The organism is Rathayibacter agropyri (genome assembly GCF_013249015.1).
GTDB lineage: Bacteria > Actinomycetota > Actinomycetes > Actinomycetales > Microbacteriaceae > Rathayibacter > Rathayibacter agropyri.
Genome location: NZ_JABRPL010000001.1, coordinates 177,941 through 201,319, shown reverse-complemented (window position 1 = coordinate 201,319; position 23,379 = coordinate 177,941). Strand labels below are relative to the sequence as shown.

Below are 23,379 nucleotides of genomic sequence, written 5' to 3'. Positions count from 1 at the left end.
CCGCCTTACGGGGATCAGGAGGCCAGGAAACTGGCGAGAGTGGAGACGGGATCGCCACCGGTCACGAGGGCCTCGCCGACGAGGACGACGTCGGCGCCCGAGCGGCGGTAGTGCGCGACGTCGTCGGCCGTCTTGACCGCCGACTCGGCCACCTTCACCGCATCGGCCGGGATGCGGTCGGAGAGACGGCCGAAGAGGTCGCGATCGAGTTCGAAAGTCTGAAGATTACGCGCGTTGACTCCGATGAGTCGCGCGCCGAGGTCGATAGCCCGCTCGAGTTCCTCGGCCGAGTGGGTTTCCACAAGCGGAGTCATCCCCAGTTCGAGCACGAGCGAGTGCAACTCGGTGAGGAGGGGCTGCTCGAGCGCGGCGACGATGAGCAGGACGAGATCGGCCCCGGCGGCGCGCGCTTCGAGCACCTGATAGGGCTCGGCGATGAAGTCTTTCCGCAGGACCGGAATCGAGACACGCTCCCTGACCGCCTCAAGGTCGGCGAGCGACCCCTTGAAGCGGCGCTCCTCGGTGAGGACGCTGATCGCGCTCGCTCCCCCGCGCTCATACTGGGCGGCCAGCTCAGCGGGGTGGGGGATGTCGGCGAGGGCTCCGCGCGACGGGCTCGCGCGCTTGACCTCGGCGATGATCTTCACGCGGTCGGCGGGGGCCAGGGCAGCCAACGCGTCGAGCGCGGGCTTCTGGGCGAGGGCACGGGCCTCCACGACCTCGAACGGGGCACTTTCGCGGCGTCGAGCCGCGTCGGCGAGGGCACCAGCAGTCAGATCGGCGAGCATGTCAGACCCGCGCCTTCGGGTTGGCCTTCGCGCCATCGACGCCGTAGCCCGCCTTGGCGAGACCCATTCCGACGAGCAAGCCCACCACGACAAGGCCGGCGGACAGCCACACGACCACGGGCACGTCGAACCAGAACGCGATCGTGCCGATCGTGAAGCCGACCAGCATAATGACGACAGCCGTCCACGCTGCGGGAGAGTGGCCGTGGTTGTCGTCGTCGTGCTCGCTGCTCATGGGTCTCCTCCTGGGGTGCATCGGAACCAGAGCAGTCTAGCCTGCGGCTCCCTGGGAGCCCGGTCCCGTGGCGCTGCGTGAGGGGTCACATTCGCACCCGTTGTCACAGGGCGGGACGGGGCCTACCGGGACGCCTCGGCGCTCTCGACCTCGGTTGCGAACGCCGACTCGGCCTCAGCGCGCGGAGGTCGGATCGTCGCCGCGGGAGAGTTCGTCCCAGGAGACGACGGGGTCGATGTCACCGTCCTCGGTCGTCACCGTCGAGGCGCCGTGGCCGTAGCCGTCAGCGGGCTCGAAGCGGGACGCACCCTTCCTCGCGGCGCCCGGCCAGCGGCGCACCGTGACCAGCACCCCGACGCCGAGCAGGGCCGTGATCGCGCCGCAGACCAGCGCGACGACCGGCCAGGCGGTCGAACTCGAGGAGGCGACCAGCGCCGCGACGGACTGCTCGCCCGCGATCGCCGTCGCGTCGGTGACGAGCGAGGCTCCCGCCCGCACCGGATCGGCCAGCGCCGTCGCTGCGGCAAGGACCACAGAGCCACCGAGGACCGCCTGCAACAGCCCGAGCACGATGCGAAAGGCGGGCCCGGCGATGGCCAGCGCGGCCGCGAGAGCCAAGCCAGCAAGAGCGAGAGCCGACAGCGCGGGAGCGGCGACCGTCCCGACCACGTCGATCCGCTGGCCGTCGCCCTCCGCCGCCGCCGCGAGGACAAGCGCGAACCACGGCTGGGTCGACGCGGTGAGTTCGAGCGCGGCCAGGAGGACGATCCCGAGGATCGCCGAGTACTTCAGCCGACGCCCGCTCATCCGTCGATGCCGAGAGCCGTGAACGGAGTCAGCGGATCGACGTCGAAGCAGGAGTGCTCACCCGTGTGGCAGGCGGCTCCGACCTGCTCCACCTGCACGAGCACGGTGTCGGCGTCGCAGTCGAGCGCGGCTCCGCGCACGAACTGCGCGTGGCCGGAGGTGTCACCCTTCCGCCAGTACTCCTGCCGGGAGCGGGACCAGAAGGTGACCCGGCCCTCGGTGAGAGTGCGTCGGAGGGCCTCGCGGTCCATCCACCCCACCATCAGCACCTCTCGGGTGTCGTGCTGCTGGATGATCGCGGGCAACAGGCCGCTCGCGTCGAAGGCCGCCCGGTCGAGGACGGCGTTAAGGTCCTCGGGGGTCATCGGATCTCGATTCCGGAGGCGCCGAGCGCGTGCTTGACGTCGCCGATGCTCAGCTCGCGGTTGTGGAAGACGGACGCGGCGAGCACGGCGTCGGCGCCCGCCTCGACCGCTGGGGCGAAGTGCCGGGCGGCGCCGGCGCCTCCGGAGGCGATCACCGGAACGCTGCTCACCTCGCGCATCGCGGCGATCAGCTTCAGGTCAAAGCCCTGCTTGGTGCCGTCTGCGTCGATGGAGTTGACCAGTAGCTCCCCCGCGCCGCGCTCGACCGCCTCGGCCGCCCACGCCAGGGCATCGAGGGTGGTTTCGCGACGACCGCCGTGGGTGGTAACGACGAAACCGGAAGCCGTGGCGTCGCTTCGCTTGACATCGAGAGAGAGCACGAGCACCTGCGCGCCGAAGACGTCGGCGATCTCGCCAAGGAGCTCGGGGCGGGCGATCGCGGCGGAGTTGACGCCCACCTTGTCGGCGCCGTGCGCGAGCAGGCGGGAGACGTCCTCGGTGCTGCGGACGCCTCCGCCGACCGTGAGCGGGATGAAGACCTGCTCGGCGGTCGCCCGCACCACCTCATAGGTGGTGGAGCGGTCATCGACGGTGGCCGTGACGTCGAGGAAGGTCAGTTCGTCGGCACCCTGCTCGAAGTACAGGCGGGCGAGCTCGACGGGGTCGCCGGCATCGCGCAGGTTCTGGAAGTTGATGCCCTTGACGACGCGGCCGGCGGCGACGTCGAGGCAGGGAATGACGCGGACGGCGAGACTCATCGCTCCTCCTCTCTTACAGACGTGCGGCGTGGATCGAAGTGACCAGGATCGCGCGGGCGCCGAGGTCGTAGAGGCGGTCCATCACCTGGTTCATGTCGGCGCGCGGAACCATGACGCGCACGGCGACCCACTCCGGATCGTGCAGCGGCGAGACGGTCGGCGACTCGAAGCCGGGAGCGAGCGCGGTGGCGCGTTCGAGCAGGGCGACCGGACAGTCATAGTCGAGCAGCACGTACTGGCGCGCGACGAGCACGCCCTGGAGGCGACGCAGCAGCACCGGGATGCCCTCGGGCTCACCTGCGGCTGAGACAAGCACGGCGGTGGAGTCGAGGATGACCGGGCCGAAGATCTCCAGCCCCGCCTTGCGGAGCGTGGTGCCCGTCTCGACGACGTCGGCGATCACGTCCGCGACGCCGAGCTGGATCGCAGACTCGACCGCGCCGTCGAGACGGATCAGCGTCACCTCGACGCCGTGCTCGCGGAGGAAACTGCCAACCAGACCGGGGTAGCTGGTGGCGACCCGGAGACCGTCTATGTGCGTGAGCTCCGTGTACCGGCCGACCGGTCCGGCGAAGCGGAACGTCGAGTTCGCGAAGCCGAGGCTGGCGATCTCGCGCGCCTCGGAGCCGGAGTCGATGAGCAGGTCGCGGCCCGTCACTCCGACATCGAGGGCGCCGGAGCCGACATAGGTCGCGATGTCGCGCGGACGCAGATAGAAGAACTCGACGCCGTTGCGCTCATCGACGACGTGCAGCTCCTTCGGGTCGCGGCGGCCGGAGTAGCCCGCCTCCGCAAGCATCTGGCCGGCGGTCTCCGACAGGGAGCCCTTATTGGGGACGGCGACGCGCAGAAGCGCACTGGCGGGGATCGTGGTCACAGGATGTCCTTCAGGACTCAACGGCGGTTCGAGGGGCGGCACGGCTCCGCGGGGAGCGTGCGGGCGCGACGGCGCGGATCGGCGACGCACCCCGGCGAGCGGGGCGAGGCTCACAGATGTCGGTAGACGTCGGCCGTCGTCAGGCCCTTGGCGAGCATCAGCACCTGAAGGTGGTAGAGCAGCTGCGAGATCTCCTCGGCGGTGCGCTCGTCGCCCTCGTACTCGGCGGCCATCCACACCTCGGCGGCCTCCTCGACGATCTTCTTGCCGATGGCGTGCACGCCGGCGTCGAGCTCGCGGACGGTGCCCGATCCTTCGGGACGGCTGGCGGCCTTCTCGCCCAGCTCAGCGAAGAGGTCGTCGAAAGTTTTCACGCTGGAAGTGTATACGGCCCCCTGAGCGTGCACCGCTCAGGAGGCAGGTGTGCGGTGTGCAGGTGATTCATCCGTGAACAGGTGGTGTGGCTTATGGATCGGGGCGGGCAGCGCCGATCCCCTGCAGATCGCACGTGCGGACGATCGGAGGCCTCAGTGCAGGTGCGCGGTTGCCGTGTCGCGCAGGGCCGCGATCGCCGCCTCCGGGTCGTCGGCGCCGAAGACCGCGGAGCCGGCGACAAAGGTGTCGGCCCCCGCCTCCGCCGCGATCTCGATCGTGCCCGGGGCGATGCCTCCGTCGACCTGGAGCCAGACGTCGAGCCCAGTGCGGTTGACGACATGGCGGAGCGTGCGCAGCTTGGGCATCGTCTCCGCCAGGAACGACTGACCGCCGAAGCCCGGCTCGACCGTCATCACGAGGACCTGATCGAACTCGGGCAGCAGATCGAGATACTGATCCACCATCGTCCCCGGCTTGAGCGCCAGGCCAGCGCGTGCACCGATCGTGCGGAGGCGCCGGGCCAGGGCCACGGCGTCGTGCGCGGCCTCGGCATGGAAGGTGACCGAGTAGGCGCCGGTCTCGGCATAGTCGGGGGCCCAGCGATCCGGGTCCTCGATCATCAGATGCAGGTCGAGCGGGCGGGGCGAGACGTCCTGGAGGCGCTGCACCATCGCCAGCCCGAAGGTCAGGTTCGGCACGAAGTGGTTGTCCATCACGTCGACGTGCACCAGATCCGCCCCCGCAATGCGCTGCAACTCGGCCTCGAAGTTCACGAAGTCGGCGGCCAGAATACTGGGACTGATTCGCGCGCGCATGCCTCCACCCTAGGCGCCCCCTCCCCCTTCTCCCCCTCAGCGGAGCGGGACAGCGCGGAGGCGGAGGAGCTGGATGAACATCGCGTCGGTGCCGTGGCGGTGCGGCCAGAGCTGCACATGGGGCGTGCCGTCGGGGAGCGGGAGCGGGACGGATGTCACGCCCCGCAGCACCGCGGGGGTGTCGACGAACTCGAGCGCGTGCCGCTCCTGGGCGAGCGCCAGCACCCGTCGCGTCTCCCCCAGGTGCGGCGAGCACGTGACATAGGCGAGAAGTCCGCCAGGCGCCAGCGCCCGCACGGCGGAGTCGAGTAGCTCGCCCTGGAGCGTCGCCAGCGGTTCGACGTCGGACGCGGACTTGCGCCACCGCGCCTCCGGACGGCGCCGCAGTGCCCCGAGGCCGGTGCAGGGCGCATCGAGCAGGATGCGGTCGAAGGCGCCCGGCTGCTCAGTGCCGAGGGTGCGCCCGTCGCCGGTTCGAACCTCGACGGTGGGATCGACGGCCGCCAGGGCCTGTCGCACCAGTCCTGCGCGACCCGGCACGACCTCGTTGGCGAGCAGCGTCGCGCCCTGAGTGCGCGCCTCCGCCGCGAGCAGCGCCGCCTTGCCGCCCGGACCGGCGCACAGGTCGAGCCAGCGCTCACCTGGCTGCACCGGGCGGGCCCGCGACAGCGCGAGAGCGGCGAGCTGCGAGCCCTCGTCCTGCACGCGCACCCGACCCTCGTGGACGGCGGGGATCGTCTCAGGATCGCCGCCCGATCCGGTCAGGCCGACGGGAGAGAAGCGGTCGGGCTCGGCGTGGGGGACCTCGCCGGCCGAGGCGAGCCCAGGCAGCGCCACGAGGTTCACCCGCGGCGCGGCGTTGTCCGAGGCGAGGAGTGCCTCGAGTTCATCGGCCGCTCCCTCCGCGGCGAGGGCTCGGCGCAGGGCGCGCACGATCCAGACAGGATGGGAGCTGAGCGCGGCGATCCGCTCGTCACCCGAGGTCGCGGCAGCCGAGACCCGCTCGCGCCACTCCTCAGCGCTGGAGCGCGAGACCGTGCGCAGCACTGCATTCGCGAACGCGACGGCCCCTCGCCAGGAGACCGCCGCGACCAGCGCGACGCTCTCGTTCACGGCCGCGTGCGGAGCGACCCGGGTTGCCAGGAGTTGGTGCACGCCCAGGCGCAGCGCGTCGAGCACCGGAGCATCGATGCTGTCGACCGGGCGCCCCGCGGCGAGGGCGATCACGCGGTCGTAGTAGCCAGCCATGCGCAGCGTGCCGTAGCAGAGTTCGGTCGCGAGCCCGGCGTCCGCCGGCGAGAGGTCGGCCGCGCGGATGCGGGCGGGCAGCACCAGGTTCGCGTACGCGTCCGATCCGCTCACCGCGAGCAACACGTCGTAGGCGACCTGCCGGGCAGGAGCGGCGTCGCGGCGTTCACTCACGAGAGCACCGTGCTCTCGCGCAGGCCCCGCGCCCAGTCGACCCCGGGCATCGGCAGCTTCCCTGCGGGCTGGACGGTCACAAGCTCCACTACGCCGTCACCCGTGCCGACCAGAGCGCGCCGGGAGTCGAGCCGGACGGCCCCTGGTTCGAGCCCGCCCTCGGCGGCGCGCAGAGCGAGCACCTTGAGACGCGCGTCTCCGACGGCGGTCGAGGCGCCGGGTTCGGGCGTCACGCCGCGGACCAGGGCGAGGACCTGCGCGGTGGGCAGGTTCCAGTCGATCCGGCCGTCGGTGTCGTCCAGCTTCGGAGCGAGCGTGACCTCGCCGGTCTGCGCAGTCGCGACCGCGCTGCCCTCCGCCAGAGCGTCGACCACGCCGAGGGTGAGGTCGGCTCCCCCGCGGGCGAGCACCTCGAGCAGCTCGCCCGCCGTCCGCTCCCCTGCCTCCTCCGCCAGCTCGGCGTAGACGTCGCCGGCGTCGAGTTCGGCGACGAGCTGAAACACGCTCGCGCCGATCCGCGTCTCGCCCGCCATCAGAGCGCGCTGCACCGGCGCGGCCCCGCGCCAGCGCGGCAGGAGCGAGAAGTGCAGGTTGATCCAGCCGAGCCGCGGCACCGCCAGCAGCCGAGCGCGGACGAGGCCGCCGTAGGCGACGATCACACCGAGGTCCGGCGCGAGTTCCGCGATCCGATCGGTCGTCTCCTCGTCGAGGCGGTTCGCGCGGAGGATCGGGAGCCCCAGCTCCTGAGCGGCAACGGCCACGGGCGACGGGGTCAGCACGCGCTTGCGGCCGGCCGGGGCGTCGGCCCGCGTAACCACGGCGACGACCTCGTGCGCGGAGGCGGCGAGGGCTCGGAGGGTCGGGACGGCGGCGGCAGGGGTGCCGGCGAAGACGAGGCGCACGGGGTTCTCCAGGAGCGTCAGAGGATGTCGGGATCGTCGAGGCGGACCCGCAGCTTCGGGGCTGGCCGGAAGCGGCCAGGCGTGGTGGGCGGTCGGCGGCGCCGCGTCGCATTGCGGATGACGGCAGACCGGAGGCGGGCGGCCACCTCCGCACCGCGAGCGTAGTCGAAGCGCACGATGGCCCGGACCGAGCCGTCCTCGAGCCCGACCGGGCCGAGCACCTCGTGGCGGTCGCTCTCCTCGAGCGCCTCGAGCGCCTCCTCCACGGCGTGCGCGTCGCCCGTCACCGTCGCGAGCCGCACGGCGGGCGGGAAGCGCAGGGACCGCCGCTCGTGCAGCTCCGCACGGAGGTACTCCGCCTGCCGCCAGGTCGCCAGCGCGGTGGCGAGCCGACCGCCGACTCCGACCAGCAGCACGGGAGCGCCTGGGCGGGCGAGGGCGGCGGCGTTCGACCAGGTGCGCAGCGCATCATCGGCGACCCGCAGGCTCTCGCGCGCCAGCATCCGCTCGCCGTCGAGCAGGAGGATCGCGTGGTAGCCGCCGTCGGCTCGCGGCTCGGCGCCGCGCGTGGCGACCACGAGCGCGGGCTCGTCCGGGAGAGTCAGGACGGGGCGCTGGCCGTCGGCGACGATCACCTTCGCGCCCGGGAACGCCCGGCCCAGCTCCTCCGCGGTGCGACCGGCACCGAGCGACACCAGGCGCAGGCTCGTGGCCTCGCAGACCGAGCAGGTCCAGTCGGCCGCGATCAGCCCGCACCAGCCGCAGCTCGGATGTCCGCCCTCGGCGTGCACGGCGAGCGGACCCTGACAGCGGTTGCATCGCGCGACCGTGCGGCAGCGGGCACACGCGACGACCGGCGCGTAGCCGGGACGCGCGACCTGCACCAGCACGGGACCGGAGTCGAGCCCCTTCCGTGCTTCGCGCCAGGCGGACGAGGGGATGCGCGCGCCGGCGTCGTGCTCGTCCGCTGCCCACTGCTGCGCCGTCGGCACCACGTGCGGGCGCCGAGCGGGCCGCGGCTCGACTTCGGAAACGAAACCGATCTCGACCAGCCGTTCGACCTCGACCGTGCGCGTGTTGCCGAGCAGGACCAGCCCCGCTCCGCTCTGCTCCTGGCGCACCAGGGCCACGTCGCGGGCGTGCGCGTACGGCGCGAGCGGCTCGGCGAAGAGCGGGTCCCCGTCGTCCCAGAGTGCGATCAGACCGAGGGCGGCAGAGGGCGCGTAGAGCACAGAGCGGTTGCCGACGACGATCCGGGGCCCGGGATCAAGGCAGCGCAGGAATGCGGCGTAGCGCTCGGCGCCCTTCTGCCGCGCGTCGAGCCGCACCACCGCCTCCTCGGGGACGAGGGCGGCGAGGGCGAGTTCGAGCTGCTCCTGGTCGCGGTAGTCGGGGACCGCGAGGATCACATCGCGACCGGCCGCGAGCGTGTCGCGCGCCAGCTCGGCCAGGGTGACGGCCCAGCCGCCCACCCAGGTTCCTGAGACGAGCTGCACCGGTGTGGGGACGGCTCCAACGGCGAGGCGCGCGCCGTCCGCGAGGCCCGCACAGGCGTCGGCGGCGTACCCCGTCACTCCGCTCGCCTCGATCGCGGGAGTCGCGGGCGCCGGACCCGCCGCGAGGCGCGCCTTCTCGACACGCACGTGCCGCCGCGGGATGGCCACGCGCAGCACATCGCTCGCTCCGCCCGACGCGCGGTCGGCAACCCGCCGCGCGAGCGCCCAGACCTCCGGTGTCAGCACGACGAGCGGTGAGACCAACTCCTCGATCTCGCTCAGCGCGCCGACATGCTCCGACCCCTCTCCCGTCTCGACGACGAAAGCGTCGGCGATCCGCCCCCCGGTGCGCAGCGGCACGCGCACGCGGACGCCGGGGCGCACCTCGGCGCGCATCCGCTCGGGCACCGCGTAGTCCAGGAGCCGGTCGAGTTGCGGGAGCGGCGAGTCCAGGAGCACACGCGCGACGGCGTTGCCCGGTGCTGTCGCCATGGCCGCCGCTTCGGAGCCCGTTACGAGAGGCCCGCGGCGGAGCGCAGGTCATCGACGCGGTCGAGACGCTCCCAGGTGAAGTCGGGAAGCTCACGACCGAAGTGGCCGTAGGCCGCGGTCTGCGCGTAGATCGGGCGGAGCAGATCGAGCGCGTGGATGATCGCGGCCGGGCGCAGATCAAAGACCGACCGGATCGCCGCGGTGATCGTCTCGTCCGAGACAGTGCCGGTGCCGAAGGTCTCGACGTAGAGGCCGACGGGCGCGGCCTTGCCGATCGCGTAGGCGACCTGAACCTCCATCCGGGAGGCGAGACCCGCGGCGACCGCGTTCTTCGCGACCCAGCGCATCGCGTAGGCCGCCGAGCGGTCCACCTTCGACGGATCCTTGCCTGAGAAGGCTCCGCCGCCGTGACGGGAGGCGCCACCGTACGTGTCGACGATGATCTTGCGGCCGGTGAGCCCAGCATCGCCCTGGGGGCCGCCGATCTCGAAGCGGCCCGTCGGATTGATCAGCAGGCGCACCGCGGAGGAGTCGAGGTCGACGGTCTCGAGGACGGGGCGGATGACGCGGGCCTCGATCTCCGCGTGAATGGTCTCGGTACTGACGTGCTCGGCGTGCTGGGTCGAGAGCACGACGGTGTCGATGGTCGAGGGGGTCGTGCCGTCGTAGCCGACGGTGACCTGGGTCTTGCCGTCGGGACGGAGGTAGTCAAGCTCGCCCGACTTGCGCACGGCTGCAAGCCGCTCGGCCAGGCGGTGCGAGAGCCAGCTGGGCAGCGGCATGTACTCGGGGGTCTCATCGGTCGCGTAGCCAAACATGAGGCCCTGGTCGCCTGCGCCCTGGCGGTCGAAGGCGTCCTCACCCGCCTTGGACGAGCGAACCTCGAGCGCCGTGTCGACGCCCGCAGCGATCTCGGGCGACTGCTGACCGATCGAAACCGAGACGCCGCACGAGCGGCCGTCGAAGCCCTTGTCGGACGAGTCGTAGCCAATCTCGACGATGGTGTCGCGGACGATCGTGGGAATCTCGACGTAGCCGGTGGTCGATACCTCACCGGCGACATGCACCAGGCCGGTGGTGACCAGCGTCTCGACCGCGACCCGGCTGTGCGGGTCCTCGCGCAACAGAGCGTCGAGGATGCGGTCCGAGATCTGGTCGCAGATCTTGTCCGGGTGGCCCTCGGTGACCGACTCGGAGGTGAACAGGCGGAGGGGACCGGAGATCATGCTTCTCTTCTCGTCCCGGCGTCGTGCTGGCCGGGGTCGTTCGTGCCGGTGACGGCGGGACGGGCGGGCGCGTGATGCCTCCGCGAGCAGTCAGGAGAGGCCTAGCGCGCGACCACGTCGAGGACGCGATCAGCCACCGACGCCTTGCTGCCGGAAGCCTCGCTCACTATATCGCCGGCCCGATCGAGCACCACGACGGTATTGCTGTCGCTCTGGAAACCCTCGGCCCAACCGACCCTGTTCACCACGAGCAGGTCGCAGCCCTTCCGCGCGATCTTGGCGCGGCCGAGCGCCAGCATCGCCTCACGGTCGGGTTCGGTCTCGGCGGCGAAGCCGACGACGAGCTGTCCCTCCCGCTTGACTGCGGCGATCTCGGCGAGGATGTCTGGATTCTTCACCAGTTCGAGGGTCAGCCGGTCGCCCTGCTGCTCCTTGGTGATCTTCGCGTCGGCGATGGCGGCGGGCCGGTAGTCGGCGACGGCCGCGGCCATGATGACGATGTCGGCGTCGGGAGCCGCCGCGAGGGCCGCCTCCCGCAGCTCGAGCGCGGTGCCCACCTGCTGCACCGACACGCCCTGCGGCGCCTCGATGTCGAGGTTGGCCGCGAGGAGGGTGACCCGCGCCCCGCGTGCAGCGGCGGCCAATGCCAGCGCGACACCTTGACGCCCGCTGGAGCGATTGCCGACGAAGCGCACCGGGTCAAGCGGCTCGCGGGTGCCACCGGCGGTCACGAGGACCCGTAGGCCCTCGAGATCGCGGCGCGCACCTGCCGCGCGGGCCTGGATGGCGAGGGCCTCGGCGACGATCGTCTCCGGCTCCTCCATGCGTCCTGGCCCCGAGTCGGCGCCGGTGAGGCGGCCGACCGCCGGGCCGATCACGTGCACCCCGCGCGAGCGGAGGGTCGCCAGGTTGGCGACGGTCGCGGCGTTCGCCCACATCTCACTGTGCATTGCCGGAGCGACGACGATCGGCGCGGTGCTGGCGAGCACCGTGTTACCGAGCAGGTCGTCGGCGAGCCCCGCTGCCAGCTTGGCGAGGGTGTGCGCCGTGGCCGGAGCGATCACGATGAGATCGGCGGCCTGACCGATCGCGACGTGCCGCACCTCGGCAACCCCTTCGTAGAGCTCCGTGTGCACCGGGTTCCGCGAGATCGCTTCGAGCGTGGGCATGCCCACGAAGCGCAGCGCCGCCTCCGTGGCGACGACGTGCACGTCGTGCTCAGCGAGGACCAGCGCGCGCACGACTCCGACCGCCTTGTATGCGGCGATGCCGCCGGTGATGCCGACGACGACGTTGAGCCGCCGAGCGGCCTTGCGCGAGGAGCGCACCCGAGCCAAGTTACTCGGCGAGGGGCTGGGCGACGAGCTTGTCCTCGTTGATCTCGTGCAGCGCGACCGAGAGGGGCTTGTCGTCAATGGTGGAGTCGACCAGCGGGCCGACGTTGTCGAACAGGCTGCCCTCGTGCAGGTCGGCGTAGTAGTCGTTGATCTGGCGCGCACGCTTGGAGGCGAAGATCACCAGCGCGTACTTGGAGTCGACCTTCGAGAGCAGCTCGTCGATGGGCGGGTCGATGATGCCGAGGTTATTGGCCATGAGGGTCTCCTTGCGGGGCGCATGAGCGCCGATCTGCGGCTCCGGAATGGCACGAGGACGCCGGAGGGCAGTGCCCTGAGGTGTCCGGGAAGTCGGCCCGGAGATGGTCGGTGGCCCGGGCTCAGCGACCCGGGTGATCGGGTACGCCGTCGGCACGAGGCGACATCAATTCTACGACCTCGCGGGCGGCTTCGGGCACGGTCGTGTTGACGACGGCGACATCGAACTCGTCCTGCGCGGCCATCTCGACCCTCGCTGTTGCCAAGCGGCGCTCCTGTTCCTCGGCGCTCTCGGTGCCGCGGCCGACGAGACGGCGCACCAACTCGTCCCAGCTGGGGGGCAGAAGGAAGACGAGCCGCGCGTCCGGCATCCGCTCGCGCACCTGGCGCGCACCCTGAATGTCAATCTCGAGCATGACCTGGCGGCCCTGCTCCAGCGCGGCGTCGATCGGGCCTCGCGGGGTGCCGTAGCGGTGCGCGTTGTGCACGACGGCGTACTCGAGGAACTCCCCCGCCTCGATCATCCGGTCGAACTCGGCGTCATCGACGAAGTAGTAGCTCACACCATCCACCTCGCCGGGCCGCGGCGCCCGGGTGGTCGCCGAGACGGAGAGCAGCACCCCGGGATAGTTCTCGCGGATGTAAGTCGAGACCGTGCCTTTGCCGACCGCGGTCGGACCGGCGAGCACCAGCAGGCGATTCCGGCCCGAGCGGCGCTGGCGCGACTCGCGCTCCTCGAGGAAGGAGCGCAGGCCCTCGACCTGGCGCCGACCGAGGCCGCCGAGCCGCTTCGCGTCCGCGATGTGCAACTGGTCCATCACCCGGGGCGTCTTGACCACGCCCAGGGACGGCACCGCCCGCAGCAGCTCGCTGACGCGCATCCGTCCCTCGATCCCGAGCGGCTCGGCCTGCGCCGCGGCAAGCACCGACGTCGCCGGCCGGTGACCGGAGGCGACCGCCTTCTTCACCACGGCGCGCGCGCGGCGGGCGGCGACGGCGGCCTCGGAGGCGGCGCGCCGGTCGACCTCGGGTGGCGACGCGCGGCGGACAGCGGGCACGACCTGCGTGCACAGCTCGTGCGCCGCATCGGATCCGGGAACGGGGCTGACGGCTTCAGCGGACACGGCTCTCCTGGATGTCGGTGGCGCGGCGGTCGATCTCGGCGGCAATCCCCGTGGGACCGGCGCCGAGGACACTGCGCGACTCGCTGATGACGGTGGTGGCGCTCATCGCCCCGAATAACCGACGTGCATCCGCAACGGCCGCGCCCTGGTGGCCGAAGCCCGGCGCGAGCACCGGGAGTGCGGGCCGGAGCGGCTCACCGGTGCTGATGCCGTAGTCGCCCAGGGCGAGTGTTGCACCGAGCACCACGCCGACCGAGCCGATCGGCGAGCGCGCGTGTCCCTCGTTCCAGAATGCCACGTCCGAGAGGACGGCGTGCGCCACCGTCGTCCCTGCTCGCTCACCGTCCTGAACCACCGCGCGCTGCACGGGGCGCGCCTCGGGATTCGAGGTGGCCGCAAGCACGAAGACGCCTTTACCCGCCTCCTCTGCCAGAGCGAGCATGCCCTGAAGCGAGCCGAGACCGTGGTAGGCGGCGGCGGTCATGGCGTCGGCCTCGAGCGGCGAGCCCGGGGCCAGCCACGCCTCGGCGTAGGCGGTCACGCTGGTTCCGATGTCGCCGCGTTTCGCGTCGGCGATCACAAGTAACCCGGCTGCACGCGCATCGGCGAGCACCCGCTCGAGCGCGGCGTAGCCCGCGGAGCCGTGACGTTCGAAGAACGCGACCTGCGGCTTCACGATGCCGACCCGTCCCGCGGCGGCCTCGACGACGCTTCGACCGAAGCTCTCGAGCCCGGCCGCATCATCGGCGAGCCCCCACGCGTCGAGCAGGAACGCGTGCGGGTCGATCCCGACGCAGAGCTGGCCGTACGCGGCGAACGCCGCCTCAAGGCGTGAGCCGAAGGAGGCGGTGCCCGCCGCGTCGGTGCTCACTCCGTCCGCTCCGCGCGGCGCAGCGCGTAGTCCTGGAGGCTGGTGACGTCGAACGGCTCGTTCGCCGCGTCGAGCGACGCCACGGCCGCCGCGAGCTGCGCGATCGTCGTGAACAGCGGCTTATCGGCGGCGACCGCGGCGGCGCGGATCTCGTAGCCGTCGGCGCGGGTCGCTCCTCCGCTCGGCGTGTTGATCACGACGTCCACCTCGTCACGGCTGACCAACTCGACAATCGAGGGCGCGTCGTCGTCGGCCGTCTCGCTGTACTTGCGCACCACGCGGGCCTGGATGCCGTTGCGGTTGAGCACCTCCGCGGTGCCCTCGGTCGCAAGGATCTCGAAGCCAAGCTGGCGCAGGCGCAGCGCCGGCAGCACGATCGCGCGCTTGTCGCGGTCGGCGACCGAGATGAACACGGTGCCGCTCGCAGGCATCCCGCCGTACGCCGCCTCTTGACTCTTCGCGAAGGCGCGCGGGAAGTCACGGTCGATCCCCATCACCTCGCCGGTGGAGCGCATCTCGGGTCCGAGCAGCGAGTCGACGATCTGGCCCTCCTTGGTGCGGAAGCGCTTGAACGGCAGGACCGCCTCCTTGACAGCGATGGGCGAGTCCATCGGCACGTCGGAACCATCGCGCTCCGGGAGGAGCCCCTCGGCCTTCAACGCCGCGATCGTCTCGCCGACCATCAAGCGGGAGGCGGCCTTCGCGAGCGGGATACCGAGCGCCTTCGAGACGAAGGGCACCGTGCGGGACGCGCGCGGGTTCGCCTCCAGCACGTAGAGCACACCCTGGCCGATCGCGAACTGCACGTTGAGCAGGCCACGGACGCCGACGCCCTGCGCGATGGCGAGGGTCGCCTCCCGAACCTGGTCGATTTGGCGGCGGCCGAGCGTCACCGGCGGCAGGGTGCAGGCCGAGTCGCCGGAGTGGATGCCGGCCTCCTCGATGTGCTCCATCACTCCGCCGATATAGAGCTGCTCACCGTCGTAGAGCGCATCGACGTCGATCTCGATCGCGTCGTCAAGGAAACGGTCGACCAGGAGCGGGTGCGTGTGGTCGATGATGCCCTCGCCGGCCATCCGCTCAAAGTAGTCCTCGAGCTGCGGAGTGCCATAGACGATCTCCATGCCACGGCCGCCGAGCACGAACGACGGGCGGACCAGCACGGGGTAACCGATCTCGACCGCCACGGCACGGGCGCCGTCGAGGTCGGTGGCGGTGCCGTTGCGCGGAGCGAGCAGGCCCGCCTCGTCGAGGATGCGCGAGAAGGCGCCACGCTCCTCCGCGAGATCGATGTTCGCGGGAGTGGTACCGAGGATGGGCACGCCGGCCGCCTCGAGCCCGGACGCGAGGCCCAGCGCGGTCTGGCCGCCCAGCTGGACGACCACGCCGACGAGCTCGCCCGACTGCGACTCCGCGTGGATGACCTCGAGCACGTCCTCGAGCGTCAACGGTTCGAAGTAGAGGCGGTCGGACGTGTCGTAGTCGGTGGAGACGGTCTCGGGGTTGCAGTTGATCATGATCGTCTCAAAGCCCGCGGCCGAGAGCGCGAACGAGGCGTGCACGCAGGAGTAGTCGAACTCGACGCCCTGTCCGATGCGGTTGGGGCCGGAGCCGAGGATGACGACCTTGCGGCGGTCGGCGGCGACGACCTCCGTCTCCTCGTCATAGGAGGAGTAGTGGTACGGCGTGAGCGCGGGGAACTCCCCCGCGCAGGTGTCGACCGTCTTATAGACCGGGCGGACATCGAGCGCGTGGCGCACGCTGCGCACCTCCGCCTCGTCCAGACCGCGGAGTTCGGCGATTTGCGCGTCCGAGAAGCCGTGGTCCTTGGCCAGCCGGAGCAGCCCCGCGTCCAGCCCGTCGCGCTCGCGCACCAGCTCGGCGATCTCGTTGATCAGCACGATCTGGTCGAGGAACCACGGGTCGATCTTCGTCGCCTCGAACGCCTGCTCGACGCTCGCGCCCAGGCGCAGCGCCTGCTGCACGGTGACGATGCGGCCGTCGGTGGGCGTTCGCGCGATCTCCAACAGCTCCTCGACCGAGCGCGCCTCGGTGCCCCAGTGGAACGACGAGCCGCGCTTCTCCAGCGAGCGAAGCGCCTTCTGTAGCGCCTGCGCGTAGTTGCGGCCGATCGCCATTGCCTCGCCGACCGACTTCATGGTCGTCGTGAGCGTCTTATCGGCGGCCGGGAACTTCTCGAACGCGAACCGCGGCACCTTGACGACCACGTAGTCGAGCGTCGGCTCGAAGCTCGCCGGGGTCACCTTGGTGATGTCGTTCGGGATCTCGTCGAGGCGGTAGCCGATCGCGAGCTTGGCAGCGATCTTGGCGATCGGGAAGCCGGTCGCCTTCGACGCGAGGGCGGAGGAGCGGGAGACGCGCGGGTTCATCTCGATCACGATGATCCGGCCGTCGGCGGGGTCGATCGCGAACTGGATGTTGCAGCCGCCGGTGTCGACACCCACGTCGCGGATGATGCGGATGCCGATGTCGCGCAGCTTCTGATACTCGCGGTCGGTGAGGGTGAGCGCCGGGGCAACCGTGATCGAGTCGCCGGTATGCACGCCGACCGGGTCGACATTCTCGATCGAGCAGACGACAACCGTATTGTCGGCCGTGTCGCGCATCAGTTCGAGTTCGTACTCCTTCCAGCCGAGGATCGACTCCTCGAGGAGGACCTCGGTGGTCGGGCTCTGGTGCAGGCCGTCGCCGACCATCCGCACGAGTTCCTCCCGGGTGTATGCAAAGCCCGAGCCCAGGCCGCCCATCGTGAAGGACGGGCGAATGACGAGTGGATAGCCGAGGTCCTCGGCGTACTCGATCGCTTCCTCCACTGTGTGCGCGATGTGTGACCTGGCGACGTCGGCACCGGCATCGAGGACAAGCTGCTTGAAGATCTGACGGTCCTCGCCGCGGTTGATCGCCTCGAAACTCGCGCCGATCAGCTCGACGTCGTACTTCTCGAGGATCCCGAGGTCGTGTAACTGGATGGCCGCGTTCAGCGCGGTCTGGCCGCCCAGGGTCGGCAGAATCGCGTCCGGTCTCTCCTTGGCGATAATCGCTTCGATCGCCTTCGGAGTGATGGGCTCCACATACGTGGCGTCGGCGAAGTCGGGGTCGGTCATAATCGTCGCCGGGTTCGAATTGACGAGGATCACGCGCACCCCCTCGGCACGCAGCACGCGGCACGCCTGGGTGCCGGAGTAGTCGAACTCAACGGCCTGCCCGATAACAATCGGGCCGGAGCCGATGACCAGGACGCTCTGGATGTCTTCCCTGCGCGGCATCAGTTCTGGTCTCCCGTGGTGGTGGTCGTCGTGGGGGTCGCGCCGCCCTGCTCGGCCGTGCGCTGCACGACCATCGCCCGGAAGCGGTCGAAGAGGTAGTTGGAGTCGTGCGGGCCGGCCGCCGCCTCCGGGTGGTACTGCACCGAGAAGGCGGGGATGTCGAGGCAGCGCAGCCCCTCCACGACCGAGTCGTTGAGGGAGTAGTGGCTGACCTCGACGCGGCCAAAACCCTCGGGCGAGTCGAGTTCGCCCTCGATCGGCGCATCGACAGCGAAGCCGTGATTCTGCGAGGTGATCTCGACGCGGCCGGTGAGCTTGTCGAGCACGGGCTGGTTGATCCCACGGTGGCCGAACGGCAGCTTGTAGGTGCCGAAGCCGAGCGCGCGCCCCAGAAGCTGGTTGCCGAAGCAGATACCGAAGAAGGGCAGGTCGGCGCGCAGCGTGGTCCGCAAGAGTTCGACGTGGCGGTCCGAGGCTTCGGGGTCGCCGGGGCCGTTCGAGAAGAACAGCGCGGACGGGTCGAGCGCGAGCACCTGCTCCGCCGTGACCGACTCGGGCAGGACGTGCACGTCGAAGCCGCGCTCCGACAGGTAGTTCACCGTCGAGGTCTTCACACCGAGGTCGATCACCGCGACCGAGCCGACGCGCTCGCCCCGCGCGGGGACCGTGTACTGCTCGTCGGTCGACACCGCGGAGGACAGGTTCAGCCCCTGCATCTGCCGACCGCCGAGAACCAGGGCGAGCTGCTCCTGCTCGGGGAGAGCCAGGTCCTCGCCCGAGAACACGCCGGCGCGCATCGACCCCGCCGAGCGGATGTGTCGGGTGATCGCCCGAGTGTCGACACCCGAGATCCCGACGATGCCGTCGGACTCGAGGTCGTCATCGAGCGAGCGCTCGGCGCGGAAGTTCGACACGACCCGGGAGGGATCACGCACGACGTAGCCGGCGACCCAGATGCGGCGCGACTCCCTGTCCTCGTCGTTGGTGCCCGTGTTGCCGATGTGCGGCGCCGTCTGCACGACGATCTGGCCGGCGTAACTCGGGTCGGTCAGCGTCTCCTGGTAGCCGGTCATGCCGGTCGCGAAGACGATCTCACCCAGGGTGCGGCCTCGGGCGCCGTAGGTCTGACCCCTGAATCGGCGCCCGTCCTCGAGGACGAGGACAGCGGTGGGTTCGGTGCTGAGGCGTGTCGTTGGCACGGACTAGGAGCCCTTCTGGGTCGTGTCGGGGCCGCCATCGGCGGGCCCGGGGCGGGAGGGGGAGGAATCGGAGTCGGCGAGGCGTTGCAGCTCGGCGACCATGTGCGCGCGGAGGGCCGGCTCGGCCACGCGGAGATAGCTGTCGACAATCTCGTCGCCACGCGGCGACCACGAGATCACGAGCAGACCGCCCTCCTCGACCACGCGGTCGATGACGTAGCTGCCCTGCCCGGCTCCGCGCAGGAGCGCCGCGGGGATCACGGTCTCGCGCTCGCCGACGGGGGCGATCACGACTCCGCGCTCGTGCAGGCGCAGCGTCGCCCGGCCGCGAAAGCCGAGGCCAGGGAGCACAACCCGCTCGAGCGGCTGCTCGAATCGGGTCGTGGCGACGTAGGGCAGTTCCACGGTCTCGAGCTCGGCGCCGAGAGCGGAGGCGGGCACCGGCTCCGGCGCGAGAGCGGCGGAGCGGCGGCGCCGGGCGCGCCACGACAGCAGCATGCCGACGAAGACAAGGACGACGACCGCGGCGATGACGATCGTGATCGTGGCCCTATCCACGGGAGGCCTTCGCGGACGCGGCGACGACAGCGGCGTCGACAAGCTCGCCGTCGAGCACGGTCGGGTAGCCCCGGTGCAGCGTCGCGACGACGCGGCCGGGCAACTCGCGCCCGAGATACGGGGAGTTGACGCTGCGCCCGCGCAGGTCACCGGCCGAGAACTGTCGGCGCGCCTCCGGGTCGTAGAGCACGACGTTCGCTGCGGCGCCGACGGCCACACCGCGGTCGTAGCCGTCGAGCCGGCCGATGCGAGCGGGAGCCGAGGAGAGGACGCGCGCGACGTCGGCCCAGCTCATCCGGCCGTCCTCGATGACGGCGGCGTGCACGACTCTCAGCGCGCTCTCGAGGCCGACCATGCCGAACGCGGCGGCGTCCCACTCGCACTCTTTCGCCTCGACCGGGTGCGGGGCATGATCGGTCGCGACGATGTCGATCGTCCCGTCCGCGAGCGCTTCCCGCAGGGCGAGCACGTCCTCGTCGCGGCGCAGCGGCGGGTTGACCTTGAACCGGGCGTCGTAGCTCGGCCCCTCCTGGCCTGCGACCGCCTGCTCGGTGAGCAGCAGGTGGTGCGGAGTGACCTCGGCGGTCACGTCGATCCCGCGCCCCTTCGCCCAGCGGAGGACGTCGACCGAGCCGGCGGTGGAGACGTGGCAGATGTGCAGACGCGAGCCCACGTGCTCGGCGAGCAGCACGTCGCGGGCGATGATCGCCTCCTCCGCAACGGCCGGCCACCCCTGGAGTCCGAGGGCGCTCGAGACGGCGCCCTCGTTCATCTGCGCGCCGACACTCAGCCGCGGCTCCTGCGCGTGCTGGGCGACGACTCCGTCGAACGCCTTCACGTACTCGAGCGCGCGACGCATCAGCAGGGCGTCCGAGACGCACTTCCCGTCGTCTGAAAAGACCCGCACCGCCGCGCGGCTGCGGGCCATCGCGCCGAGCTCGGCGAGCGACTCCCCCGCCAGGCCCACGGTGACCGCGCCGATCGGGCGAACGGTCGCGTAGCCGGCGTCCTCGCCCAGGCTCTGCACCTGCTCCACCACACCGGCCGTGTCCTGCACCGGCGAGGTGTTGGCCATCGCGAACACGGCGGTGAACCCGCCGGCCGCGGCCGCACGAGTGCCGGTGAGAATCGTCTCGCTCTGCTCGAAGCCAGGCTCGCGCAGATGGGTGTGCAGGTCGACCAGGCCGGGGAGCGCGAGCAGGCCGTCGGCGTCGATCACGCTGGCGCCGCTCGAATCGAGGTCCGCACCGATCTCCACGATCACGCCCCGGTCGATCAGCAGGTCAGCGGTCGACTCGTCGGCGAGCGTCGCCCCCGAGATCAGGTACCGCTGTGTCGACGCAGTGCTCTGTGTGGGCGCAGTGCTCGGTGTCGGCGCAGTGCTCATCGGTAAACCTCCCGTTCGCCGGACAGCAGCAGGTAGAGCGCGGCCATCCGGACGGACACTCCGTTGCTGACCTGTTCCAGCACCGTCGAGCGGCTCGAATCGGCGGCGGCCGACGAGATCTCGACGCCCCTGTTCATGGGCCCCGGGTGCATGACGATGGTATCCGGACCCAGGCGGGCCAGCCGCTCGTCGTCAAGCCCCCAGATGCGCGCGTACTCGCGCCCCGTGGGGAAAAAGCCGCTCGACATCCGCTCCAACTGAATGCGCAACAGCATCACGACGTCGGGCAGGCCCGCGTCGATAGCCTCGTCGAGGTCGAAGCGGATGGTCGCCGGCCAGGCGCGGGTGTCCACCGGCACCAGGGTCGGCGGCGCGACCAGAGTCACCTCGGCGCCGAGGGCCGTCAGCAGCCACACGTTCGAGCGCGCCACCCGCGAGTGCAGGATGTCACCGACGATCGTGACCGCGACTCCATCCAGGCTCTTCCCGCGCGAGGCTGCGGCGCCGTGCAGGCGGCGGCGAATGGTGAACGCATCCAGGAGCGCCTGCGTGGGGTGCTCGTGCGTGCCGTCGCCCGCGTTCAGGATTGACGCCTCGATCCAGCCGCTCGCCGCCAGCACCGCGGGGGCTCCGGAGGCGCTGTGGCGAATGACGACCCCGTCTGCGCCCATCGCCGCGAGCGTCTGCGCCGTATCCTTCAGGCTCTCGCCCTTCGAGACGCTCGAGCCCTTCGCGCTGAAATTGATCACGTCGGCCGACAGCCGCTTTGCCGCGGCCTCGAACGAGATGCGGGTGCGCGTGGAGTCCTCGAAGAAGAGGTTGACGACCGTCTTCCCGCGCAGAGTCGGCAGCTTTTTGACCTCGCGGTTCTGCACGTCGGCCATGTCCTCTGCGATGTCGAGGAGGGCGATCGCGCTTGCGCGATCGAGGTCGCGGGTCGAGAGTAGGTGCTTCACCGGGTGGCCTCCTCGTCGCCTGACTCGATCGCGACCAGGTCCTCGCCGTCCGTCTCGACCAGGCGCACGTTGATCCGCTCGCTCAGGCTGCTCGGCAGGTTCTTGCCCACGAAGTCGGCGCGGATCGGCAGCTCGCGGTGACCGCGGTCGACCAGCGCCGCCAACCGGACGGCCCGCGGACGGCCAATGTCACTCAGTGCGTCGAGGGCGGCGCGGATGGTCCGACCCGAGAAGAGGACATCATCGACGAGGACCACGGTGCGGCCGTCGATGCTCGCCGGGACGGCGGTGCGCGCGGGGGTGCGGACGGGATTCCGGGCGAGGTCGTCGCGGTACATCGTCACGTCGAGGGACCCAGCGAAGACCCGATCCGCGTCGGGCTCGATCCGCGCGATTGCCTCGGCGATGCGCTGCGCGAGGGCAACACCGCGGGTAGGGATCCCGAGGATGACCAGCGACGCGGCGCCCCGGTTCGATTCGAGGATCTCGTGAGCGATGCGCGTGAGCGCACGCGTGATGTCAGCGCCGTTCAGCACAAGACGTGCCGTCACACCGACCTCCTTCCCCGCCTCACTGGACGGCTGTTAAAGGAAAAGCCGTCCCGAGTATAGGGCCGCACCGGAGCCGCCCGGCGCGACCCGGCCGCAGGTCAGGCCGTAGCGCGGGTCTCTGCGACGGAGGCGAGCAGGCCGTTGATGAAGCCTGCGGAGTCGTCGGTCGACAGCGCCGTCGCCGCCTCCACCGCTTCCGAAATGGCGACGCCGTCTGGGACCTCGTCGTTGTGCAGAATCTCCCAGACACCGATCCGCAGGATCGCCCGGTCAACGAGCGGCATGCGCGCGAGGGTCCACCCCTTCGAGAGCTGCGCGATCAGCCCGTCGATCTCATCGGCGTGGTCGATGACGCCATCGACGATCTCGCGGGCGTACAGCCAGGAGGCTTCGCGCGCCGGCTCGTTCACCGCGCGCTCCGCTTCAGCCCGCAGGGACTCCGAGAAGGGGATCTGCCGGACGTCGGCGTTGTAGAGGATGTCGAGGGCACGCTTGCGCGCCTTCGTGCGAGCACTCACGGACAGCCCGGCTCAGCTGACGCGGCCGAGGTAGTCACCCGTGCGGGTGTCGACCTTGACCTTCGTGCCCTGCTCGAGGAAGAGCGGGACCTGGATCTGGTAGCCGGTCTCGACGGTCGCCGGCTTGGTGCCACCGGTCGAGCGATCGCCCTGCAGACCGGGCTCGGTGTAGGTGATCTCGAGCACGACGGAGGCGGGGAGGTCGATGTACAGCGGGTCGCCGTCGTGCAGCGCAAGCGTCACATTCTGGTTTTCGAGCATGAAGTTCGCCGCGTCGCCGACGACCGCCTCGGGGACGGTGATCTGGTCGTAGTCGGAGGTGTCCATGAACACGAAGTCCGCGCCGTCGCGGTAGAGGTACTGGAACTCGCGGCGGTCGACGTTCGCCGTGTCGATCTTCGCGCCCGCGTTGAACGTCTTATCGACGACCTTGCCGGTCAGCACATTCTTCATCTTGGTGCGGACGAAGGCGCCACCCTTGCCCGGCTTGACGTGCTGGAAGTCGATGACGTTCCAGAGCTGGCCGTCGATGTTGAGGACGGTGCCGTTCTTGATGTCGGTGGTAGAGGCCATGCGAAGGAAAATCCGTTTCGGTGGAAGTCTGCGCCCGCCAGCCCGGTACGCGGGCGCGGCGATATCGGCCGGTCCGGCTGACCCGTCGAGTGTAGTCGAAGAGCCCGCTGCGGCAGAGGGTTCTGGCCGCTGCCTCCCCCGACCACGCGGCCCCCGACGATCCGCGCCAGCGAAGCGCCAATCTCCGCCTCCTGCACGCTCGCCT

24 protein-coding genes are annotated in these 23,379 nt (G+C 70.7%); all 24 read right to left on the bottom strand.

The features are described 5' to 3' along the window. Window positions 1-14: 14 nt before the first annotated feature. The 24 genes from trpC to efp all read right to left on the bottom strand — a co-directional run bounded on the left by trpC (window position 15) and on the right by efp (window position 23,174). Entirely contained in the window at window positions 15-788 is a 774-nt protein-coding gene (gene trpC, locus HRF29_RS01005; RefSeq protein WP_173243345.1) for an indole-3-glycerol phosphate synthase TrpC, read from the bottom strand. A gap of 1 nt (window position 789) precedes the next feature. Next, window positions 790-1,023 carry a DUF6704 family protein gene (locus HRF29_RS01000; protein WP_173243342.1) on the bottom strand — a complete coding sequence of 78 codons (234 nt, stop codon included), beginning with the start codon at window positions 1,021-1,023 and terminating at the stop codon, window positions 790-792. Between the two features lie 174 nt (window positions 1,024-1,197). Then, window positions 1,198-1,830 (bottom strand): Trp biosynthesis-associated membrane protein, encoded by a 633-nt coding sequence (locus HRF29_RS00995; protein WP_173243339.1) that lies wholly within the window; start codon window positions 1,828-1,830, stop codon window positions 1,198-1,200. After that, window positions 1,827-2,195 (bottom strand): phosphoribosyl-AMP cyclohydrolase, encoded by a 369-nt coding sequence (hisI, locus tag HRF29_RS00990; RefSeq protein WP_173243336.1) that lies wholly within the window; start codon window positions 2,193-2,195, stop codon window positions 1,827-1,829. The genes HRF29_RS00995 and hisI overlap by 4 nt, the downstream gene beginning before the upstream one ends. Next, window positions 2,192-2,953: an imidazole glycerol phosphate synthase subunit HisF gene (hisF, locus tag HRF29_RS00985; protein WP_173243333.1), complete on the bottom strand. Its 762-nt coding sequence runs from the start codon at window positions 2,951-2,953 to the stop codon at window positions 2,192-2,194. Before hisF ends, hisI begins: the two co-directional genes overlap by 4 nt. 13 nt (window positions 2,954-2,966) lie before the next feature. After that, the gene (hisG, locus tag HRF29_RS00980; protein ID WP_173245791.1) at window positions 2,967-3,821 is read right to left on the bottom strand and encodes an ATP phosphoribosyltransferase; all 855 of its coding nucleotides are present in this window, start codon (window positions 3,819-3,821) and stop codon (window positions 2,967-2,969) included. A 119-nt stretch (window positions 3,822-3,940) separates the two neighbouring features. Next, window positions 3,941-4,204 carry a phosphoribosyl-ATP diphosphatase gene (locus HRF29_RS00975; protein WP_173243330.1) on the bottom strand — a complete coding sequence of 88 codons (264 nt, stop codon included), beginning with the start codon at window positions 4,202-4,204 and terminating at the stop codon, window positions 3,941-3,943. Window positions 4,205-4,357: 153 nt separating this feature from the next. After that, window positions 4,358-5,020, bottom strand: coding sequence for a ribulose-phosphate 3-epimerase (rpe, locus tag HRF29_RS00970; protein ID WP_173243327.1), 663 nt, complete (start codon window positions 5,018-5,020; stop codon window positions 4,358-4,360). 36 nt (window positions 5,021-5,056) lie between these two features. After that, on the bottom strand, window positions 5,057-6,442 hold the full coding sequence (locus HRF29_RS00965; protein WP_343043597.1) for an RsmB/NOP family class I SAM-dependent RNA methyltransferase: 1,386 nt from the start codon (window positions 6,440-6,442) through the stop codon (window positions 5,057-5,059). Beyond that, window positions 6,439-7,344: a methionyl-tRNA formyltransferase gene (gene fmt / locus HRF29_RS00960; RefSeq protein WP_173243324.1), complete on the bottom strand. Its 906-nt coding sequence runs from the start codon at window positions 7,342-7,344 to the stop codon at window positions 6,439-6,441. Before fmt ends, HRF29_RS00965 begins: the two co-directional genes overlap by 4 nt. A gap of 17 nt (window positions 7,345-7,361) precedes the next feature. After that, entirely contained in the window at window positions 7,362-9,332 is a 1,971-nt protein-coding gene (locus tag HRF29_RS00955; RefSeq protein ID WP_173243320.1) for a primosomal protein N' family DNA-binding protein, read from the bottom strand. 20 nt (window positions 9,333-9,352) lie between these two features. Further along, window positions 9,353-10,558: a methionine adenosyltransferase gene (metK, locus tag HRF29_RS00950; RefSeq protein WP_173243317.1), complete on the bottom strand. Its 1,206-nt coding sequence runs from the start codon at window positions 10,556-10,558 to the stop codon at window positions 9,353-9,355. A 101-nt stretch (window positions 10,559-10,659) separates the two neighbouring features. Further along, complete coding sequence (gene coaBC / locus HRF29_RS00945; RefSeq protein WP_173243314.1) at window positions 10,660-11,886, bottom strand: bifunctional phosphopantothenoylcysteine decarboxylase/phosphopantothenate--cysteine ligase CoaBC; 1,227 nt, start codon at window positions 11,884-11,886, stop codon at window positions 10,660-10,662. A gap of 10 nt (window positions 11,887-11,896) precedes the next feature. Beyond that, complete coding sequence (gene rpoZ / locus HRF29_RS00940; RefSeq protein WP_055791825.1) at window positions 11,897-12,151, bottom strand: DNA-directed RNA polymerase subunit omega; 255 nt, start codon at window positions 12,149-12,151, stop codon at window positions 11,897-11,899. A gap of 121 nt (window positions 12,152-12,272) precedes the next feature. Continuing rightward, window positions 12,273-13,208 carry a guanylate kinase gene (gene gmk, locus HRF29_RS00935; RefSeq protein ID WP_173245785.1) on the bottom strand — a complete coding sequence of 312 codons (936 nt, stop codon included), beginning with the start codon at window positions 13,206-13,208 and terminating at the stop codon, window positions 12,273-12,275. Window positions 13,209-13,263: 55 nt separating this feature from the next. Then, on the bottom strand, window positions 13,264-14,145 hold the full coding sequence (pyrF, locus tag HRF29_RS00930; RefSeq protein WP_173243311.1) for an orotidine-5'-phosphate decarboxylase: 882 nt from the start codon (window positions 14,143-14,145) through the stop codon (window positions 13,264-13,266). Then, window positions 14,142-17,432, bottom strand: a complete 3,291-nt coding sequence (carB, locus tag HRF29_RS00925; protein ID WP_173243308.1) for a carbamoyl-phosphate synthase large subunit — start codon at window positions 17,430-17,432, stop codon at window positions 14,142-14,144. The genes pyrF and carB overlap by 4 nt, the downstream gene beginning before the upstream one ends. Next, window positions 17,432-18,631 (bottom strand): glutamine-hydrolyzing carbamoyl-phosphate synthase small subunit, encoded by a 1,200-nt coding sequence (carA, locus tag HRF29_RS00920; protein WP_173243305.1) that lies wholly within the window; start codon window positions 18,629-18,631, stop codon window positions 17,432-17,434. Before carA ends, carB begins: the two co-directional genes overlap by 1 nt. Window positions 18,632-18,634: 3 nt before the next feature. After that, the gene (locus HRF29_RS00915) at window positions 18,635-19,189 is read right to left on the bottom strand and encodes a PH-like domain-containing protein (RefSeq protein WP_173243302.1); all 555 of its coding nucleotides are present in this window, start codon (window positions 19,187-19,189) and stop codon (window positions 18,635-18,637) included. Further along, on the bottom strand, window positions 19,182-20,576 hold the full coding sequence (locus HRF29_RS00910) for a dihydroorotase (protein WP_173243299.1): 1,395 nt from the start codon (window positions 20,574-20,576) through the stop codon (window positions 19,182-19,184). Before HRF29_RS00910 ends, HRF29_RS00915 begins: the two co-directional genes overlap by 8 nt. Further along, complete coding sequence (locus HRF29_RS00905) at window positions 20,573-21,532, bottom strand: aspartate carbamoyltransferase catalytic subunit (RefSeq protein WP_173243296.1); 960 nt, start codon at window positions 21,530-21,532, stop codon at window positions 20,573-20,575. Before HRF29_RS00905 ends, HRF29_RS00910 begins: the two co-directional genes overlap by 4 nt. After that, a complete protein-coding gene (pyrR, locus tag HRF29_RS00900; RefSeq protein ID WP_173243293.1) occupies window positions 21,529-22,083 on the bottom strand; it encodes a bifunctional pyr operon transcriptional regulator/uracil phosphoribosyltransferase PyrR in 555 nt (184 codons plus the stop codon). The genes HRF29_RS00905 and pyrR overlap by 4 nt, the downstream gene beginning before the upstream one ends. A 98-nt stretch (window positions 22,084-22,181) precedes the next feature. Continuing rightward, entirely contained in the window at window positions 22,182-22,601 is a 420-nt protein-coding gene (gene nusB / locus HRF29_RS00895) for a transcription antitermination factor NusB (protein WP_173243290.1), read from the bottom strand. Between the two features lie 12 nt (window positions 22,602-22,613). Continuing rightward, window positions 22,614-23,174: an elongation factor P gene (gene efp / locus HRF29_RS00890; RefSeq protein WP_173243287.1), complete on the bottom strand. Its 561-nt coding sequence runs from the start codon at window positions 23,172-23,174 to the stop codon at window positions 22,614-22,616. Window positions 23,175-23,379: the final 205 nt, after the last annotated feature.

What these genes read in the sequence shown, in the direction of transcription:
- HRF29_RS01000 (WP_173243342.1), bottom strand. Translation starts at nt 1,023, where the DNA reads ATGAGCAGCGAGCACGACGACGACAACCACGGCCACTCTCCCGCAGCG.
- HRF29_RS00955 (WP_173243320.1), bottom strand. Translation starts at nt 9,332, where the DNA reads ATGGCGACAGCACCGGGCAACGCCGTCGCGCGTGTGCTCCTGGACTCG.
- rpoZ (WP_055791825.1), bottom strand. Translation starts at nt 12,151, where the DNA reads ATGGCCAATAACCTCGGCATCATCGACCCGCCCATCGACGAGCTGCTC.
- HRF29_RS00910 (WP_173243299.1), bottom strand. Translation starts at nt 20,576, where the DNA reads ATGAGCACTGCGCCGACACCGAGCACTGCGCCCACACAGAGCACTGCG.
- hisI (WP_173243336.1), bottom strand. Translation starts at nt 2,195, where the DNA reads ATGACCCCCGAGGACCTTAACGCCGTCCTCGACCGGGCGGCCTTCGAC.
- hisF (WP_173243333.1), bottom strand. Translation starts at nt 2,953, where the DNA reads ATGAGTCTCGCCGTCCGCGTCATTCCCTGCCTCGACGTCGCCGCCGGC.
- carB (WP_173243308.1), bottom strand. Translation starts at nt 17,432, where the DNA reads ATGCCGCGCAGGGAAGACATCCAGAGCGTCCTGGTCATCGGCTCCGGC.
- trpC (WP_173243345.1), bottom strand. Translation starts at nt 788, where the DNA reads ATGCTCGCCGATCTGACTGCTGGTGCCCTCGCCGACGCGGCTCGACGC.
- HRF29_RS00995 (WP_173243339.1), bottom strand. Translation starts at nt 1,830, where the DNA reads ATGAGCGGGCGTCGGCTGAAGTACTCGGCGATCCTCGGGATCGTCCTC.
- rpe (WP_173243327.1), bottom strand. Translation starts at nt 5,020, where the DNA reads ATGCGCGCGCGAATCAGTCCCAGTATTCTGGCCGCCGACTTCGTGAAC.
- efp (WP_173243287.1), bottom strand. Translation starts at nt 23,174, where the DNA reads ATGGCCTCTACCACCGACATCAAGAACGGCACCGTCCTCAACATCGAC.
- metK (WP_173243317.1), bottom strand. Translation starts at nt 10,558, where the DNA reads ATGATCTCCGGTCCCCTCCGCCTGTTCACCTCCGAGTCGGTCACCGAG.